Annotated in this window: 16 protein-coding genes and 1 riboswitch; of the genes, 1 reads left to right on the top strand and 15 read right to left on the bottom strand. The window is 63.6% G+C overall.

Annotated features, from left to right (window positions below):
• Window positions 1-12 precede the first annotated feature (12 nt).
• Window positions 13-162, top strand: a riboswitch (FMN riboswitch).
• A 91-nt stretch (window positions 163-253) separates the two neighbouring features.
• Entirely contained in the window at window positions 254-727 is a 474-nt protein-coding gene (locus tag IB264_RS13895) for a 6,7-dimethyl-8-ribityllumazine synthase (RefSeq protein WP_025427775.1), read from the top strand.
• A 240-nt stretch (window positions 728-967) separates the two neighbouring features.
• On the opposite strand, the gene IB264_RS13890 is transcribed toward IB264_RS13895, so the two are convergent.
• From IB264_RS13890 to IB264_RS13820, 15 genes are all read right to left on the bottom strand, one after another.
• Window positions 968-2245: a low temperature requirement protein A gene (locus IB264_RS13890; RefSeq protein ID WP_025427776.1), complete on the bottom strand. Its 1278-nt coding sequence runs from the start codon at window positions 2243-2245 to the stop codon at window positions 968-970.
• A 357-nt stretch (window positions 2246-2602) separates the two neighbouring features.
• On the bottom strand, window positions 2603-3040 hold the full coding sequence (locus IB264_RS13885) for an RpiB/LacA/LacB family sugar-phosphate isomerase (protein WP_025427777.1): 438 nt from the start codon (window positions 3038-3040) through the stop codon (window positions 2603-2605).
• Between the two features lie 42 nt (window positions 3041-3082).
• Window positions 3083-3850, bottom strand: coding sequence for a triose-phosphate isomerase (locus tag IB264_RS13880; protein ID WP_025427778.1), 768 nt, complete (start codon window positions 3848-3850; stop codon window positions 3083-3085).
• Window positions 3847-4632 (bottom strand): DeoR/GlpR family DNA-binding transcription regulator, encoded by a 786-nt coding sequence (locus IB264_RS13875; protein WP_025427779.1) that lies wholly within the window; start codon window positions 4630-4632, stop codon window positions 3847-3849. Before IB264_RS13875 ends, IB264_RS13880 begins: the two co-directional genes overlap by 4 nt.
• Before the next feature lie 104 nt (window positions 4633-4736).
• Entirely contained in the window at window positions 4737-5675 is a 939-nt protein-coding gene (locus tag IB264_RS13870; protein WP_025427780.1) for a sugar phosphate isomerase/epimerase, read from the bottom strand.
• Window positions 5676-5689: 14 nt separating this feature from the next.
• Window positions 5690-6529, bottom strand: coding sequence for a TIGR01459 family HAD-type hydrolase (locus IB264_RS13865; RefSeq protein WP_025427781.1), 840 nt, complete (start codon window positions 6527-6529; stop codon window positions 5690-5692).
• Window positions 6526-7812 carry an FGGY-family carbohydrate kinase gene (locus IB264_RS13860; protein ID WP_025427782.1) on the bottom strand — a complete coding sequence of 429 codons (1287 nt, stop codon included), beginning with the start codon at window positions 7810-7812 and terminating at the stop codon, window positions 6526-6528. Before IB264_RS13860 ends, IB264_RS13865 begins: the two co-directional genes overlap by 4 nt.
• Window positions 7809-8861, bottom strand: a complete 1053-nt coding sequence (locus tag IB264_RS13855; RefSeq protein ID WP_025427783.1) for a class II aldolase/adducin family protein — start codon at window positions 8859-8861, stop codon at window positions 7809-7811. Before IB264_RS13855 ends, IB264_RS13860 begins: the two co-directional genes overlap by 4 nt.
• A 12-nt stretch (window positions 8862-8873) precedes the next feature.
• The gene (locus tag IB264_RS13850; RefSeq protein ID WP_038576262.1) at window positions 8874-10406 is read right to left on the bottom strand and encodes a glycerol-3-phosphate dehydrogenase; all 1533 of its coding nucleotides are present in this window, start codon (window positions 10404-10406) and stop codon (window positions 8874-8876) included.
• Complete coding sequence (locus IB264_RS13845) at window positions 10406-11443, bottom strand: 2-hydroxyacid dehydrogenase (RefSeq protein ID WP_025427785.1); 1038 nt, start codon at window positions 11441-11443, stop codon at window positions 10406-10408. Before IB264_RS13845 ends, IB264_RS13850 begins: the two co-directional genes overlap by 1 nt.
• Window positions 11440-13017: an FGGY-family carbohydrate kinase gene (locus IB264_RS13840; RefSeq protein ID WP_025427786.1), complete on the bottom strand. Its 1578-nt coding sequence runs from the start codon at window positions 13015-13017 to the stop codon at window positions 11440-11442. The genes IB264_RS13845 and IB264_RS13840 overlap by 4 nt, the downstream gene beginning before the upstream one ends.
• Window positions 13017-14141, bottom strand: a complete 1125-nt coding sequence (locus IB264_RS13835; RefSeq protein ID WP_025427787.1) for an ABC transporter ATP-binding protein — start codon at window positions 14139-14141, stop codon at window positions 13017-13019. The genes IB264_RS13840 and IB264_RS13835 overlap by 1 nt, the downstream gene beginning before the upstream one ends.
• Window positions 14138-15256 carry an ABC transporter ATP-binding protein gene (locus tag IB264_RS13830; RefSeq protein ID WP_057211104.1) on the bottom strand — a complete coding sequence of 373 codons (1119 nt, stop codon included), beginning with the start codon at window positions 15254-15256 and terminating at the stop codon, window positions 14138-14140. The genes IB264_RS13835 and IB264_RS13830 overlap by 4 nt, the downstream gene beginning before the upstream one ends.
• A gap of 3 nt (window positions 15257-15259) precedes the next feature.
• The gene (locus tag IB264_RS13825; protein ID WP_025427789.1) at window positions 15260-16117 is read right to left on the bottom strand and encodes a carbohydrate ABC transporter permease; all 858 of its coding nucleotides are present in this window, start codon (window positions 16115-16117) and stop codon (window positions 15260-15262) included.
• A gap of 10 nt (window positions 16118-16127) precedes the next feature.
• A complete protein-coding gene (locus IB264_RS13820; protein WP_025427790.1) occupies window positions 16128-17051 on the bottom strand; it encodes a carbohydrate ABC transporter permease in 924 nt (307 codons plus the stop codon).
• Window positions 17052-17114: the final 63 nt, after the last annotated feature.

Here is a 17114-nt window from a genome sequence, read left to right as displayed (position 1 = left end):
CTATATAGTCGCTCTTGTTCTCAGGGCGGGGTGAAACTCCCCACCGGCGGTAGCGATCGAAAGATCGAAGCCCGCGAGCGCTTCGGAGGTCTACTTCGGAGGTCAGCAGATCCGGTCAGATTCCGGAGCCGACGGTCACAGTCCGGATGGAAGAGAGCAAGCAGGAACGTGGACCCCACACCGGGGTTTCGCGCGCGTGCATGTTCGCCCGACGGGAAAATTGGAAACGCCAAACCCTGGAAGGCTTGAGACCATGACTATTCTTTCCCACCCCACCGCCAAGATTGCGATTGTCCGTGCCCGCTGGCACGCCGACATCGTCGACCGCTGTGTCGATGCCTTCGTCGCCCAATGGACGAAGTTCGGCGGCAGTGCCGCCGACGTCGAGATCTTCGACGTGCCAGGCGCGCTGGAAATCCCGCTGCACGCGCAGAAGCTTGCCAGGACCGGCCGTTACGCCGCGATCCTCGGCACCGCCTTCGTCGTCGATGGCGGCATCTACCGCCATGACTTCGTCGCTGGCACGGTGCTCGACGGTATGATGCGCGTCCAGCTCGATACCGACGTGCCGGTGCTGTCGGCCGTGCTGACGCCGCACAATTTCCAGGAAAGCGCGCCGCTGATCGCCTTCTTCCGCGAACACTTCGTCGCCAAGGGCGAAGAAGCCGCCAATGCCTGCGCCCAGATCCTCGACGCCCGCGCCAAGCTGGCGCTGCTCAACGCCTGATCTGCTGGCGGGCCGCAAGCCCGCGCCGTATCCGGCCGCCACCCCTCATCCGGCCTGCCGGCCACCTTCTCCCCGCCTGCGGGGAGAAGGCTAGGGTGAGGGGCAAGGCTCGCTCAGCGCTCCGATGCGCAACCATCGAGCCGCTTCGCGGCGCCTGCTTGAATCAACCTCTGAACCACCTGAATCAAGCCGCCAGCAACAGCCGGCAAACCGCTGTTTCGAATAGCCAATTCCCGGCGTTCAATGCACCGGCTCTGCCTCATCAAGGCACCGTTCCAGCGCCGCCATCCGGTGGCGATGACCGACCGCCTCGAAACCGACGACGGTCACGAACGGCGCAAACATCAGAATGATCAGGCAGATCGCCATGTCGACGCCCGCCATCGCGGCCGCGATCGACGCCGCAAGCAGCAGCATCGTGCCGGCGAGCAGCCAGGCATGAAGCGGTTCCGACTGCCGCAGCAGATAGGCATACATGCCGTAGACCAGAGCGATATAGGCCGCGACCGGGACCGCCACCGTCAACACGGTCGCAAGCGACCCGATATGCGCCTTGTGCTCGATGTAATAGGCGGCGACATGCAGGCCCGCACCGGTCGCAACGATCGCGGCGAAAATGAACATGTGACCATAGCCCCAGACGAAGGAGCGTCTGCGGTGCACGTGCAGGACCTCGGCACTCGGCAACAGGAAATAGATCCACCACATGCCGAAGGTAAGCCCGGTGCCCGCAAGGCAGACGAGCGCCACGTCGAGGTTCCAGCCCTCCCCATCCACCACCGCCGTGATCGAGGCGACCGTGCCGACGACGCCTTCTCCGAGCGCGATGATTGCCAGAAGGCCGTAGCGTTCCGCAATATGGTGGGCATGCCAGGGCGTGCCGCCATGCCGCGTCTCGGCGATATAGGGCCCGAGCATCTCGATGACGGTGAGCGCCACGACCATGGCGAAGGTGACAACGATCGAGAAGTCGACGAAGATCTGCACGACCCAGCCGAGTTGCGCAACCGTGATCGCTACCACATAGGTCATGCAGGCCTGCCGTCGTGCCGGATCTTGGCCGGCGGCGCGCAGCCACTGGAAGATCATCGCCACCCGCATGACGACGTATCCGAGCACCATCACGCCATTGTCGAGATGGGCACCCTCGTCGACCGAGCGGAACATGGCGGGAAGGCCGATCGCCAGGATCAGCACGCCGACCATCTGCACCATGGTCACGCACCGGAACACCCAGTCGTCGGTGTCATAGGCGGAAGCAAACCAGGTGAAATTGATCCAGGCCCAGCAGATGGCGAAGCTGGCGAAGAAGAAGCCGATCAGCCCCGCCTTGAAATGTCCTTCGGCCATCAGATGCGCAAGCTGCGATGCCGCAAGGCTGAAGGCGATGACGAAGGTCAGGTCGAACAGAAGCTCGAGCGTCGTGGCTGTGCGGTGGTGTTCGTGCGTGTCGCGGCCGCTCATGCGCGCCAGGCGGTGGCTTCCGGCATGCGGCGGTGTCGTTGGGGCGTCGGGCATGGGGCGGCATTCCTCGCTGACGTGACGATATGCAAGCATGTTCAAATATTTACAGAAGCTTCGTCAAGCCGGCAGTGCCCCGGCGGTCTGCCAAAACACCCGACAGCGCCGCGCCTCAAACATGACGCGCAAACGACGCTGAAACGAATTAGGCAGTGGCAAATCAGGAAAAGACGCCCGGCATCTCTGCCGGGCGTCTCGCCGCGATGCGCGAGGGAGGATCAACGTGCATTGCGGTATTAGAGCATTTCCAGGAAAAGTGCGAATCGGCTTTCCGCCAGGAAATGCGTAAAAACAAAGAGATAGAGCGGGTCTGTGGCTCCGTTTAAACCGGAAACGCTCTAGCAGTTGGCTCGCTTACTTCGCCGCGTCGAGACGATCGATCGCGTCGACATTGCCGGCCGACGGGCCGTTCGCGTCGAATTCGGAGGCGAGCCAGGTATCAACGATCGACTTCGCCAGCTCCGGCCCGATGACGCGCGCGCCCATGGTGATGATCTGTGCGTTGTTCGACTTTGCCGCCCGCTCAGCGGAATAGGTGTCGTGGGTCAGCGCGGCGCGGATGCCCGGCACCTTGTTGGCCGAGATGCAGACGCCGATACCGGTGCCGCAGAACAGGATGCCGCGCTCGTTGTCGCCATCGACGATGGTCTGCGCCAGCTTCTGCGACAGGTCGGCGTAGAAACCGGACTGGCTGAGGTCGCTGACTTCGAGGTCGGCCTTGCCCTTGAGATGGGCGGCGATGACGTCGAGCAAGGGCTTGCCGGCGCTGTCTGCTCCGATTGCGATCTTCATGATTGTTCCTTTCCGTCTTGTTGATCTGCGGGGTACGAGGGCTCAGATCGCCTTCGAGACGCGCTGCAGAATGTCGAGATAGCCATTGACGTCCCAGGCGGAGCGGCCGATGAACAGGCCGTCGATGTGCCCCTGGGTGATCAGTTCTTCGCAATTGCCGGGATTGACGCTGCCGCCGTAGAGGACGGGAACGCGCACGCCGAGCGCGCCTTGCGCCACGTCGGCGATCCGCTTATGGCGCTCGTCGGCATAGTCTGATGTTGCCGGAATGCCGTTGACGCCGATGGCCCAGACCGGCTCGTAGGCGAGCAGGATCGTCGCCTTGCGCGCGTCGCCTTCCAGCAGTTCCAGCGCGCCTTCAACCTGCCGCTTCAGGACGGCATCCGCCTCGCCCGCCTCGCGCTCGGCGAGCGTCTCGCCAATGCAGATCAGCGGCACCAGGCCGTGGCGCACCGCCGCTGCCGTCTTCAGGCCCACGGTACGGTCGGTCTCGCCGAAGTGCTCGCGCCGTTCGCTATGGCCAAGCTCGACCACATCGAGGTTGCAGTCCCTCAGCATCACCGGCGAAACCTCGCCGGTCCAGGCGCCGGCGTCGTCCCAATGCATGTTCTGCGCACCGACCTTGACGCCCGTTTGCACGAGCCGTTCCTTGACCTGTCTGACGGCGGTAAAGGGTGGAATGACGAAACGCTGGATGCGCTCGTCGCGCGCTCCGTCCGCTGCGGCCAGCCTCTCGGCAAAGACCATGGCCTCCGCCAGCGTCTTGTTCATCTTCCAGCTTGTGCCCACCCAGAGCTGCGGCTTGTTCATGCTTTCTCCGATGCTTTTCGATTGTCGACCGTCACCAGGGGGATTCCGGCCTCGCGGAGCGTCGCGGCATGCTCATCCGCCACCTCGGCGCCGGTCAGCACCGCATCGAAGGCGTCGAGCCCTGTCAGGAAATGCAGGGCGGAACGCCCGAACTTGTCGTGATCGACCATGAGATATTTGCGCGCCGCCGACTTCACCATCAGCCGCTTGGCCTGCACGACCTCCTGGTCCTGGTGGAAGGCTGCCGTTCCCGCGACTGCGGAGCTGGAGAGGAAGGCGATATCGACGCGCAGCGAGCGCAGCGCCTCTTCGGTGACGATGCCGAAAAAGCCGTTGAACTTCTTGCTGTACTGGCCGCCGAGCGCGATGACGTTGATGCCGGGCGCACCGGACAGACCGGTGATGACGCCGAGGTTGTTGGTGATGACGGTCAGCGGCCTGATGTCCCTGATGCAGCCGGCAATCGCGCCGGCCGTCGAACTGTCGTCGATGAGGATGCTCTGCCCCGGCTCGATCAGGCTCGCCGCATATTCGGCAATGCGGTTCTTCTCGGCGGCGGCAATCTTCTCGCGGTAGCGGAAATCGCTTTCGAACTGCGGGCTCGACTGGATCGAAGCGCCGCCATGCACCTTGCGCAACAGGCCAGCCTGTTCGAGATCGTCGAGGTCGCGATGCACCGTCATCTTGCTGACGCCGAAACGGAGTGACAGATCCTCGACGGACGCCGTGCCGGCCTCCATCAAAACATCCATGATCGCCTGTCGCCTGTCTTCCGGCTTCATCGTCATCCGCCTCGATCCCGATGCCGCGAGAGCGCGACATCACACCTGAGAAGATAACACCTTTATGTTATATTTCAATCTAGCTAATGATACTTTGTGATATTTCAGTGTGATTTTGATGATCGGTTGAACCCGGTATCGATGTAGGGCTCCCAGAACTCCACGGATTCGCGGATCATCTCCACAACGTTGTGGTCGGTCGGTTCCCGCTCGCGGAAGGACAGCTCCAGGCAGATCTCGTTGTCGGTGCCGCCGCCGGCCTTGACCGCATCGATCAGCTTCTCCGGCGTGATGCGGCCATCCCGGTTGTAGGCAGCGGTAAACGGCCAGTGCCCGCCCTTGTTCATCGACGACTGCTTGATGTGGATGATCGGCGAGCGCTCGGGAAATGCGCCCGCCCAGGCATAGGGGTCGATGTCATCGGGGTCGTCGGAGGTGACGTCGCCATGGTCGATATCGACCATCATCTTCATTGGGAGCGGCAACTCCGCCTCGGCGAGCCGCCGGTCGAGCGAGCGGCACTCGGCGATCGTGTGGCCGAACTCGCGCCCGACCGACATCGGCTCCCAGAACACATAGGAAAGACCGGCCGCCTTGCCGTGTTCCGCCACGTCGCGCCAGCAGTCGATGGCGATCTTCATCATCTCCTCGCGCCGGGCCGGGTCGTCATAGTCCCTCAGCGTGAAGATCGCAAACTGCGTGCCCATGCCGGATGCGCCAAGCTCGGCGGAGATATCGGCAAAGGTCTTGAACCAGTCGACATAGTAGCGTCGCACATCCGGGTCGGGGTGGCCGAAGTGGTTGAGCCTGCCATAGGGCCCGGTCATGCCCGAGGTGATCCTGACGCCGGTGCGGCTAAGCGCTGCCCTGAACTGACGGATGGTCTTGGAGATCGTTGCCGCCGGCCAGCCCGGATTGACGAACTCATGCGTCAGCTGCACGTAGCCGATGCGGATCTGCTCCCCGATTGTCTCGATCAGATCATCAGGCTCGGCAAAACGATTGACCAGCGGATTGGTGTTGAGCGACAGCGTGAAAGCCAAGACCGTACTCCTGACTACCAGAGAAATTTCGGGAGGATGAAATCGGGCGTGGCGCCATGCTCGGCAAAGAGTTTTTGCCGCTCCTTGTCGGAGGCATGCTCCAGTATCCCGGTGGTCACCAGCGCCGACTCAAGGCCGGCACTTGCCGCCCCGGCGATATCGTGTTCGATGCTGTCGCCGATTGCGCAGACGCGCGACGGATCGGGATGACCGAGAAAGTCGAGGGCAAAATCGTAGATGTCGGCGAATGGTTTTCCGATCCAGCGCACCGTGCCGCCGAGTTCCTCGTAAAGCTCCGCAATCCGCCCAGCCCCGAAAGCCATTCCGCTCTTGGTCAGCATCACCTTGTCGGGGTTGGTGCAGAGGCACGGCACGCCGCGCCGTGCCGCAGGCGCCAGCAGCGCCTCATAGTGCGACAGCGGCAGGACATCGCCTTCGCTCGCAGCCAGAAGCACGAAGTCCGCATCCGCGCCATCTTCGGTGCGCTCGAGGTCGAGCCCGGTGAGCGGCGACAGATCGCCGTCGCGGCTGACCAGCAGGCACTTTTTCGGAGGCCCGCTTGCCTGCCCGCCTTCCTTTTTCAGGATCTGCCACGCCACTTCGCCCGAGGTCAGGAACCAGTCCCAGCTGCCGGCGACGAAGCCGAGATCGACGAGACGGCGGTCGTTTTCCGCCGAGCGCTTGCCGGAATTCGAGAGAATGATGATGCGCTTGCCCTGATTCTTCAGCCGCACCAGCGTTTCGGCAGCACCAGGATAGGGCCTGCGGCCGTCGCGCAGCACGCCGAACTGGTCGATCAGAAAGGCGTCATAACGATCGGCGATATCGCCGAGGCCTGAGATGACAGTACTCATAACACACCTGCCTGTCTTGCACCGGCAAGCGCCAGCCGCGCCGTGCCGGCTGCGGCCTCTTCCGAACGTACCGTCAGGAACGGCACGCCGAGCTTGCGCGCGCGGATTGCCGACCACGCCGCATTTCTTGCACCGCCACCGACGGTGCGTATGGAACCGAGCTTGGGTCCGCCGAACGATGTCAGCCTGTGATAAGCAAGGCTTTCGATACCGGCGATGCCTTCGAAGATTGCCTTCAGAAACATCGCGTCATCCTCGGGTCGCGGCGTCAGGCGTGGCTCAAGATTCGGATCGGCGATGGGGAAGCGCTCGCCGGGCTTCGTCAGCGGGTAATAGTCGAGCCCGCTATCGACAGCCGGATCGATGCGGGCGGAAAGCTCATCGATGCGCTCTGCGGAAAAATACTCGGCCAGAACAACGCCTCCCGTATTCGATGCGCCGCCCGCCAGCCACATGTCGCCGATCCGGTGGCTGTAGAGGCCATATTCCGGGGCAAACAGCGCCCGGTCGGAAAGCACCTTCACCGTCAACGTCGTGCCGAGTGCGCTGACGCCATCGCCCGGACGATCGGCACCGGTCGCCAGAAACGAGGCACAGCCATCGGTCGTGCCGGCGACTAAAATGACATCCGGCGTCAGGCCGAAGGCTTCGGCTGCGGCCGCCGATATCGTCGCAACCGGCGCACCGGCCGGCAGCACCTCCGGCAGGAGATCGATGCGCGCGCCAGTTCGTGAGATCCACTCCGGCCAGCACCGCGCCACCGGATCGTAGCCGGTCTTCAAGGCATTGTTCTCGTCGGAAACGTCGTAGAGCCCGGTAAAATGCCCGGCGAGCCAATCGGCCTGATGGATGACACGGAAGACATCCGGCACCGATTGGAACAGCAGCACCTTGGCAAGACCGGAGGTTGCCCCGTGGGCGGCACTTTCCTTCGGTGCATGGGCGGCAATTGCGTCCAGCATCGTCCGGTCGGAAACCGGATCGTTGTACATCATCGGCGTGGCAAGCGGCGCACCGTCGGCGGAAACGGGCAGCATCGTGCCCGAGGTTCCGTCGATGCTGATGGCGCGGATCCGTCGACGATCGACCGCCTCGAGCACCTCGCCAAGCGCCGCCCGCACCGCCTTCCACCAGCCGACCGGATCGCGGTGGTCATCGGAAAAAGCGGCGAGCTTGGCCGCACCAGAGGCGACGATCGTGCCGTCAGGCACCATCGCCACGGAGCGCGCGCCCGACGTGCCGATATCGATGCCGACAACAAGGGCGTTCTGATCTCCACTCATTGCAGCGCCTGCCCTGCCCGGTTGAGCTTCTGGCGATATTTCTCCGCGTCCCAGCCGAGCAGTTCGGCGTTCTCGGCATCGCTCAGATAGCGAAGACGCCCATTTGCGGGAATGCGGGCCGTCACGTCGGCAAGGCAGCGCGCCATGGCGAGCGCGCCTGCGGAAATGGTCTTCTCGACCAGTACCCCCTTGCCGGGAAACAGCAGAAGCGGCGGCAGGGTTTCGCCACGTTCATTCCTGGCGGTCTCGATCGAAACGGCGGTTTCGCCCGGCGCGGCGATGACGGACCCCTTGCCGAGGAAGATGACATGGTCGGGATAGAGGCTGCCGCCGGCAGCAATCCGGCAGCTTTCGAGGTCGGTTGCGACCGCATGCAGTCGTGCGTCGTCGGGCAGGCAATAGCCACTGTCGACCGCAAGGCGGGACAGTGCCGCGAGATCGGCTGATGGCGCCGCCCGTCGCTGCGTCGTCAACCGGCGGGAGACCTCGGTCAGAAGGATTGCCGCATCGGCGACGGTCTCGGCGGCAACTGCAAGGCCGTGATTGCCGAGGATCAGCACCGACGTCTTCTCCTGCAGCCGCTCGGCGATCGCCTTGGCAAGCGGCAGCCCCGGCCGCGCATAGGGTACGAAGACATGCGGGATACCCGTCAGGCGTTCGGCAGCGATGGCCGCACCGATCGTCTGCACGGCGGTCGCGATGGTTTCGACGCAATGGACATGGATCACCACCTTCTGCGGCATCAGCGCATGTACCGTCGTCTCGATCGACGGCCTGAGGCCGGAAGGGTTCATTTCGGAGATGACGAAGTCCTGGGCTTTCTCGGCCGCGGGATCCATGCGATCCAACGCTTCGAGCAATGGGTCGAGCGCCACCGGCACCATGACGTCGCGCTGGCGCGCATGGGCAAGCCAGAGGCCGGAGGCCTTGATCCAGAGCGTGCCGACCTCCTTGATCGACGTGTTTCCGCCCGCCCCCTGCACCAGCAGCGGGTCGGCGCCGACCCGCGCCGAGATATCAAGCAAGGCCTCCAATTCCAGACTGCGCATTCCCACTCTCCTTCAGGCCGCCACTTGCTGGCGTTCCAGCCAGCCGGCGAAAGCCAGCCTCTCGGCCTGTGTCATGTGCAGGCCGTGTTTCGTCCGCCGTTCCAGTAGGTCTTCAGCCGTCGACGCCCATTCGTTGTCGATCAGGAAGCGCGCCTCGCGCTCGCGAAACAGCGGGCTGAAGACAGCGCCGAGGTCTTCGAGCGATTTGGCATTGCCGATCAGATCGTGCGTGCGCGTGCCGTAGAGCCGCGCGTAATGCTTGGCGAGGTCGGCCGTCAGCCAGCGATAGCGCGCCTTGAGATCCCCAAGAAACTGCTCGAAATCGGCATTGGCCATGTCGCCACCCGGCAAATGCGCCTTGGCGGTCCAGGCCGCACCCATCTCAGGGAAGAACGGTTTCAGCCGCTCGAGCGCATGTTCCGACAGCTTGCGGAAGGTGGTGATCTTGCCGCCGAAGACGGAGAGAAGCGGCGCCTGGCCGTTGGCCGCATCGACCTCGAAGATATAGTCGCGCGTCACCGCCGACGGGTTTTCGGCATTGTCGTCATAGAGCGGACGCACGCCGGAGAAGGAGTGGACGATATCGTCTTCGGTCAGTTGCTGCTTGAAGTAGCGGTTCACCGATTTCAAGAGATAGGCGATCTCGTTGCCATCGGCGGATACGTCCTCGGGCCGCCCCTCATAGGGGATATCCGTCGTGCCGATCAGCGCCAGGTCGTTCTGGTAGGGGTTGATGAAGATCACCCGCTTGTCCGGGTTCTGCACCAGATAGGCCTGCCGCCCCTCCCAGAATTTCGGCACGACGATATGGCTGCCCTTGACCAGTCGCACACTGCGGCTGGAATTGAGCCCGGCGATCCGGCCGATGACATCGTTGACCCATGGCCCCGCTGTATTGACCACGCAGCGCGCCTTGACCTCGGATTTCACGCCGGTGCGCAGATCCGTCATCTCCACCTGCCAGAGGCCGTCGACGCGACGAATGGCGCTGCAGGCGGTTCGGGTCAAGACGCGCGCGCCCTTCTTCTGCGCATCGAGTGCATTGAGCACAACGAGCCGGGCGTCATCGACCCAACAGTCGGAATATTCGAAGGCCTTGCGATAGTCCCGCTTGATCGGCGCACCCTCAGGCGCAGTGCTGAGATCAAGGCTGCGGGTGCCTGGCAGACGCTTGCGGCCGCCGAGGTGGTCGTAGAGGAACAGTCCGAGCCGCACGAGCCAGGCGGGCCTGTCGGCCGGATTGTGCGGCAGCACGAACCGCATCGGCCAGATGATGTGCGGCGCGGATGAGAGCAGCACCTCGCGCTCGATCAACGCCTCGCGCACCAGCCGGAACTCGTAATATTCGAGATAGCGCAGCCCGCCATGCACCAGCTTGCCCGAGCGCGAGCTTGTGCCTTGCGCCAGATCGTCCTTCTCGCACAAGAGGACCGAGAGCCCTCGCCCGGCCGCATCGCGCGCGATCCCCGCACCGTTGACGCCGCCGCCGACGACAAAAAGATCATATATTCCGGTCTCGGAACCCACGTTCTTGCCTCCCGTCATCAGCACGGATTGACCGGCGGCAGGCCGGCGATGTAGCGGCGCACCTCTTCGGCAGCCATCTCGGCGGCGTAGGTGACGGTGCGAACAGAAGCGCCGGCGATATGCGGCGTCAGTGTCACGTTCGGAAGCTGGAGCAGTGGCCAGTCCTCCGGCACCGGTTCGACAGAGAAGGTCTCGAGCATGGCCGCCGACAGGTGGCCGCTCACAAGGTTCTCATAGAGCGCGTGGTAGTCGCAGAGCGGCCCGCGCGCCGTGTTGACGAAGATTGCACCGGGTTTCATGTTCGCGAAGGTCTCGGCATTCATCATGTTCCGGGTTTCCTCGGTGACGCGCGGGTGCAGCGTCACAAGGTCGGAGCGCGACAGGAGGTCGTCGAGCGCCACATGCTCGACGCCGGCGTTGAGATCGTCGGCGCTCAGCTGCACATAGGGGTCATGCACCAGAACCTTTGTGCCGAAGGCCCGCAGCAGCCGCACCACCTTGGTGCCGATGTTGCCGTAGCCGATGACGCCGACGGTCATTTCCGAAAGCTCACGGCCGGTGCGGTCGGCGCGGTAGAGGTCGCCGCGCCACTCGCCCTTGCGTAGCGCCTCGTGGCCGGTGCGGATCAACCGCGTCTCGGCGAGGATGGCGCCGAGCGTGAACTCGGCAACGGCGCTGGCATTGCGGCCGGGCGTATTGACGACGCTGATACCGGCGTCGCGTGCCGCCGACATGTCGATATTGACGGGCCCGCCACGCGAGACGGCAACGAGCTTCAGCCCGGGAAGCGACGTCAGCATGCCGCGCGAGAGCGGCGCAAGCTGCGTCACCAGGATTTCCGCGTCGCCGATGAATTCGACGATATCGTCCGCCTTCCCCAGATATTCCTTGAGACCGTCCATGCCTTCGACGGCGTAACCATGCTCCATCGGCACATCCGGCCAGGGCAGCTCGAGGGTGCGGATCTCATGGCCGTCGCCGCTTGCTTCGACGATCTTGTCGCGAAACACGTCCGGCAGCATGAACCGGTCGCCGATGATGGCTATCTTTTTCATTTCAGTTCTTCCTGTTGTGATCCCGAGGCAGCATCCTGGGAAAGTGCGTGCCACACGGGTCGAAGCGCGATGCGCGACTGCTGGTAGGAGGGGAAGAGGCCGTCGTAACGGCGCGCAAGCGCCGCGTCGGCGGGCTCGGCAGCGCGCTGATGCGGCGACACCCAGTCACGCACGCATTCTGCCATCGAGGGGTAGATACCGAGGGAGACGGCCGCGATCATGGCTGCTCCTGCCGCCCCCGCCTCCTCGCGCTCGCTGGTCTGGACACTGGCCCCGAGCGCACCACCAAGAATGCGCCGAAGCGAGGCGCTACGTGCGGCACCGCCGGTCAGCCGGATGCGGCCCGGAAGCGGCCCCATCTCGGCGTAGCAATCGCGCGCGGCCATGGCGAGCCCGTCGAACACCGCCTTCACCATGTCGCCGAAGCCGTGGGTGATCGAAAGCCCGACGAAGGAAGCGCGCGCCGAAGCGTCGACGAAGGGCCCGCGCTCGCCCGCATCCGAAATATAGGGCTGGAACAGGAGCGACGTATCCTTGGCCTCCGCCAACCAGCCGTCGACATGGGACAGAAGCTCGCCCTTGGTCTTTTCGACGCCCATGCCTTTCAAGAGGCCGCCGGCGACCGACAGGATCCAGTCGATGTTGAGCGTTGCCGCCATGTTCGACTGCATCTGCGCATAGGTGTCCGTGATCGGCATGCACATGGTGTAGCCGGTGAGATCACGGTTGAGCCGCACGTCGTCGGCGCTCGTGGCAAGGCGCATGTGCATGCCGGTCGAGCCGATGATCGAGCAGCCGGTGTCGGTGCCTGGATCGTAGAGCCCGGCGCCAAGTGCCGTGCAGACGACATCGACATAGCCGAGCACCACCGGTGTGCCCGTGGGAAGACCGGTGGCGCCGGCTGCCTCCGACGAAAGCAGGTGGTGCGACGTTGCCCCGTCGACGATCTCTGGCAGGAAATGCTTGAGCTTCTGAAGGCCGAGAAAACGGATGACGTCGTCGTTGTAGCTGCGGGTGCGGAAGTTGCCGAAGGTGAAGTTGGCTTCGGAGGGATCCGTGGCACGCATTTGCGTCAGCTTGAAGTAGAGCCAGTCCTTGCAGTGAAACGTGGTTGCAACACCGGACAGCATTTCCGGCGCGTTGTCGCTCATCCAGCGCAGCTGCGCGCCTTGCTGGCACGCGGCAAGCCCGGAGCCGGTGCTGGCGAAACGCTCGACATCGCCGCTGTCGCCACGTAGGCGCTCCACCGTGTCGCCAGCACGCGCGTCGAGCCAGAGCCAGCCTTTACCGATGGGATCGCCCGCTCTGTCGATCATCCAGGTGCCGTCGCCCTGCCCGGTCACCGCGATCGCCGCAACACGGCCAGCGAGGTTCTCGACCCTGGCCGAAAGCTCGGTCAAGGTGGTGACCGTGTCGGTCCAGGTGCGATTGAGGTCCTGCACGCTGCCGGTCCTGCCGACCGCCTCGTACGTGTTCGGCACCGATGCCATGGCAAGCTGCCGCCCACCAAGGTCGAAGGCCACCGACTTGATGACCGACGTTCCCGCATCGATGCCGATGAGGATGTCGCGCATCAGGCAAGCTCCACGCCGTGGCTGATCGCCTTGCCGCTGTCACCGTCGAACACATGCAGGCTCGACGGATCGAGGTGGATGCCGATCGGCTGGCCGACGGCAAGTTCGGTGCGGTCATGCTCGACCAGCACCATGGTGCCGCCGGCAAAGTCTGCCGCGATATGCGTCTGGTCACCGAGCCATTGGTTGACCGCCACACGTCCGGAAACTCCGTCGGCGCTGCGGCGCACCGCATATGGCCGGATCCCGAGCACCACCTTCTGCCGCTTCATCAGCGCGTCGCGCACGGCATGGGAGAAATCCGACGCCGGATATTCCAGCCGCACGCCGTCCCTGAGGCCGAAGGCGACCTTGGCGTCCGAACCGGTGACACTCGCCTCGAACACGTTCATCGGCGGCTCACCGACGAAGGTGCCGGTGAAGAGGTTCGCCGGACGCTCCTTGATCTTCTGCGGCGTATCGAACTGCTGCAGCACGCCGCCTTCCATCACCGCGATGCGATCGGCAAGGGCATTGGCTTCTGTCTGGTCGTGGGTGACGAGGATCGCCGTCAGTCCGCGTTCCTTGATGTAGTGCTTGATGCGGCCGCGCAGCACGGCGCGCAGCTGCGGCTCGAGCTGGCCCATCGGCTCGTCGAGCAGGTGCAGGTTGGCATCACGGATCAGCGCCCGCCCCAGCGAGGCGCGCTGCTGCTGGCCGCCGGAGATCGAGCTCGGATAACGCCCGAGAATATCCTCGATCTCGAGCAGCTTGGCGATACCAGCCACCTTCTCGTCGACGACGCTCTGCGACAGCTTGGACGCCTTGAGCGCAAAGGCGATGTTCTCGCGCACCGTCAGCGGCGGATAGAGCGAATAGCCCTCAAACGCCATGGCGACGTTGCGGCGCACCGGCGCAGACGTCTGGACTTCGCGTCCGCCAAGCGAGATCGTGCCGCGCGACACCGCCTCGAAACCGGCGATCATGCGCAGCGTCGAGGTCTTGCCGCAGCCGGACGAGCCAAGCAGCGCGATGATCTCGCCCTTCCGGACGTCCATGTTGAGCTTCTTGACGGCGTGGACGCCGTAATCGACCGGACCATAGAACTTATCGACGTCCCTGATCAAAAGAGCGGTGTCGTTCATGCCGCTTCTCCATTGCGCTTGGATGCGATGTCGGCGCGCGGCAGAAGCCGGCCGCTCGCCTTGTCGAAGAGGAAGGCGTGGGCACCGTTGACGGCGATATGGGCCGGTCCTGCCACCGGTCCAGGCGTTCCGGCCGGACGCGACACGAGGATTTCACGGCCGCGCGCGGTCATCGCCAGCGTCACGGTCTTCTCGTTGAGCGGCGTTTCCGCCTCCACCGTCACCGGGATGGCGCCCGGCGCCGATGCTTGGACAAAGACGATGCTTTCCGGGCGCAGACCGAGAACACAAGGTTTGCCCGAGACATCGCCGTCATAATCGGCAAGCCGCACCCGGACGTTGGAGAGTTCGACGAAGACACCGTCACCGCTCTTCTGCGGCGCCACGTCCAAAAGATTGATCGTCGGATCGCCGAAGAGCCGCGCGATCTCGATGTCGGCGGGTGCGTTGTAGATTTCCTGCGGCGTACCGATCTGGCGGATGCGCCCCTGCGACATCACCGCGATCCGGTCGCCGAGCGCCATCGCTTCCTTGTAGTCCTGGGTCACGTAGACGACGGTAGCACCTTCTGCTGCCAAAAGGCGCGGCAGTTCCAGCCGCATCTCGAAGCGGAGTTTCGCGTCGACATTGCGCAACGGGTCGTCGAGCAAAAGCAGCGGCGGCGAGCCGACCAGCGCGCGGGCCAATGCCGTGCGCTGCTTCTGGCCGTTGGAAAGCGCCTTCGGGTGATGGCTCAGTACATGGTCGATCTTCAGGAGCTTGGCGACCTTTTGCACGCCCGCGGTGATCGCATCCTTCGACGACCGCGTCGCCGTCAGCGGGCTGGCGATATTGTCGAAGGCGCTCATGTGGGGAAAGAGCGCGAAGTTCTGGAAGGCCATGCCGACACCGCGGTGTTCGGCATCGACATCGGTCATGTCCTCGCCGCCGATCAGCACCCTGCCCTCGTCGGGCTCGATGACGCCGGCGACAAGGCGCAGCAGCACCGTCTTGCCGGCGCCGGACGGGCCGAAGAGCACCAGGCGTTCGCCATTGGCGACATCGAGCGACAGGTCGTCGAGAACCGTCTGGCTCTTGTAGCGCTTGACGATGTTTTTTAGGTGAAGCGTCGTCATGTCTTACCCTTTCACCGCGCCAAGCGACAAACCTTCGACGAGGTAACGCTGGGCGTAGAGTGCGAGCGCGAGCGTCGGCGTGACCGAGAGAACGATGGCCGAGGCTATCTGCCCGTATTGGATGCCTGAGGATGTGACGAAGGCAAGTGCGCCCACGGTCACCGGCTGCTTGTCGGCGGAGGCCAGCACCAGCGCGAAGACGAAATTGTTCCAGGCGAAGATGAAGGCGAGCAGGCCGGCGGCAGCGATACCGGGACCGGCGAGCGGCAGGGCGATCTTGCGGAAGGTCGCAAACCAGGAATGGCCGGCGATGCGGTAGGCATATTCGACGTCGGCCGAGATATCCTCGAAGTAACCACGCACGATCCACAGGATCAGTGGCAGGCAGATCAGCTGGTAGACCCAGATCAGGCCGAAATAGGTGTTGGAAAGGCCGAGCCACTGGAAATATTGGGTCAGCGGCAGCAGCACCAGCAGCGGTGGCGCGAAGCGGAACGACAGCAGCGTGAACGCGATGTCTTCCGAACCCCTGAACTTGTGCCGGGCAAAGGCGTAGGCCGCGGGAACGCCGAGCACCAGCGCCACCGCAACGGAAGCGACCGACAGGAAGATCGAGTTGCCGAGGTTGCGCATGAAGGCGATGTCGAGCGTACCGGCGGCCGTCTGCAACTTGCCGGTGATCAGCGCCGCATAGTTGGATAGTGTCGGCGAGAACACGATCGATGGCGGAATGGTCAGGATCGTCTCGTTCGTCTGGAACGACATCAGGAAGATCCAGAAGATCGGGAACATGAAGAAGACAACGACGAGCGTCAGGGCGACAGCGCGCAGGACCCGTTCGATGGGAGACGTGGTTTCCATGTGAACCTCCTTACGCTTCGCCGCGGGCGCGTTCGCGCAGGCGCAGCCAGTTCTTGATGAAGACGTTGGAGAGCGTGTAGGTGATCGCCCACAGGATGATCAAAAGCGCTGCCGAACGGCCGACATTGGTCGACTGGAAGAAGTTGAGATAGGCCTCGACCTGAAAGACGGTCAGCGTGTTGCCGGGGCCGCCTTGCGTCATCGCATAGATGATGTCGAACTGCTGGATACTGTCGAGCAACCGGAACAGCGTCGCCGTCAGGATATAGGGCGTCAGCATCGGCAGGGTGATGCGGAAAAAGACGAAGCTTCGCGGCACGCCGTCAAGCGCCGCCGCCTCGAAAGGCTGGGTCGGCAGCGACCGAAGGCCGGCCAGAAGCAGGATCATGATGAAGGGCGTATAGACCCAGATATCGACGAGGATGACGGTCAGGAGTGCCGTGTCGGGCGAAGAGGCCCAGCGGAAGTCATGCAGGCCGATCAGGCTTGCGAGGTAGCTGAGGATGCCGAAACTCGGATTGGTCATCAGCTTCCACATCAAAGCGGCGAGCGCCGGCGCAATCATCAGCGGCAACAGCAGCATGATCGAGATGAAGTTGTTGATCGTTGAGCGGCGCTGCAGCAACAATGCGATGCCGAGACCGAGCAGCAGTTCCAGCGTCACGGTGATCCCGGCATAGAGCAGCGACACCTTCAGCGTGTTCCAGAAGGCCGGATCGGTGACGAAGTTCAGGTAGTTTTCGCCCCAGTTGAACTGACGCGCCCAGGGCTGGCTCAACCTATAACGCTGGAACGAATAGATAACCGCCGTGAAGAAGGGGATGAGAATGCCGATGCACACGAGCAGCGCCGGCAGGCTCAGCACATAGGGAAGCATCTTCCTGCTGATCCTGAAACCTGACGCCGGTTTGCGGAGTGTTGCTGTTGAAGCCATGTGGAGCTCCGTTCTCTAAAGTCTTGAAGAAAGCACGCGGCACGCGAGGTCGAGCCCCGCGCC

The organism is Ensifer sp. ENS11, from assembly GCF_014851895.1.
GTDB lineage: Bacteria > Pseudomonadota > Alphaproteobacteria > Rhizobiales > Rhizobiaceae > Ensifer > Ensifer canadensis.
Note: the sequence above shows the minus strand (reverse complement) of the source record. Positions and strands in the feature narration are given on the sequence as shown.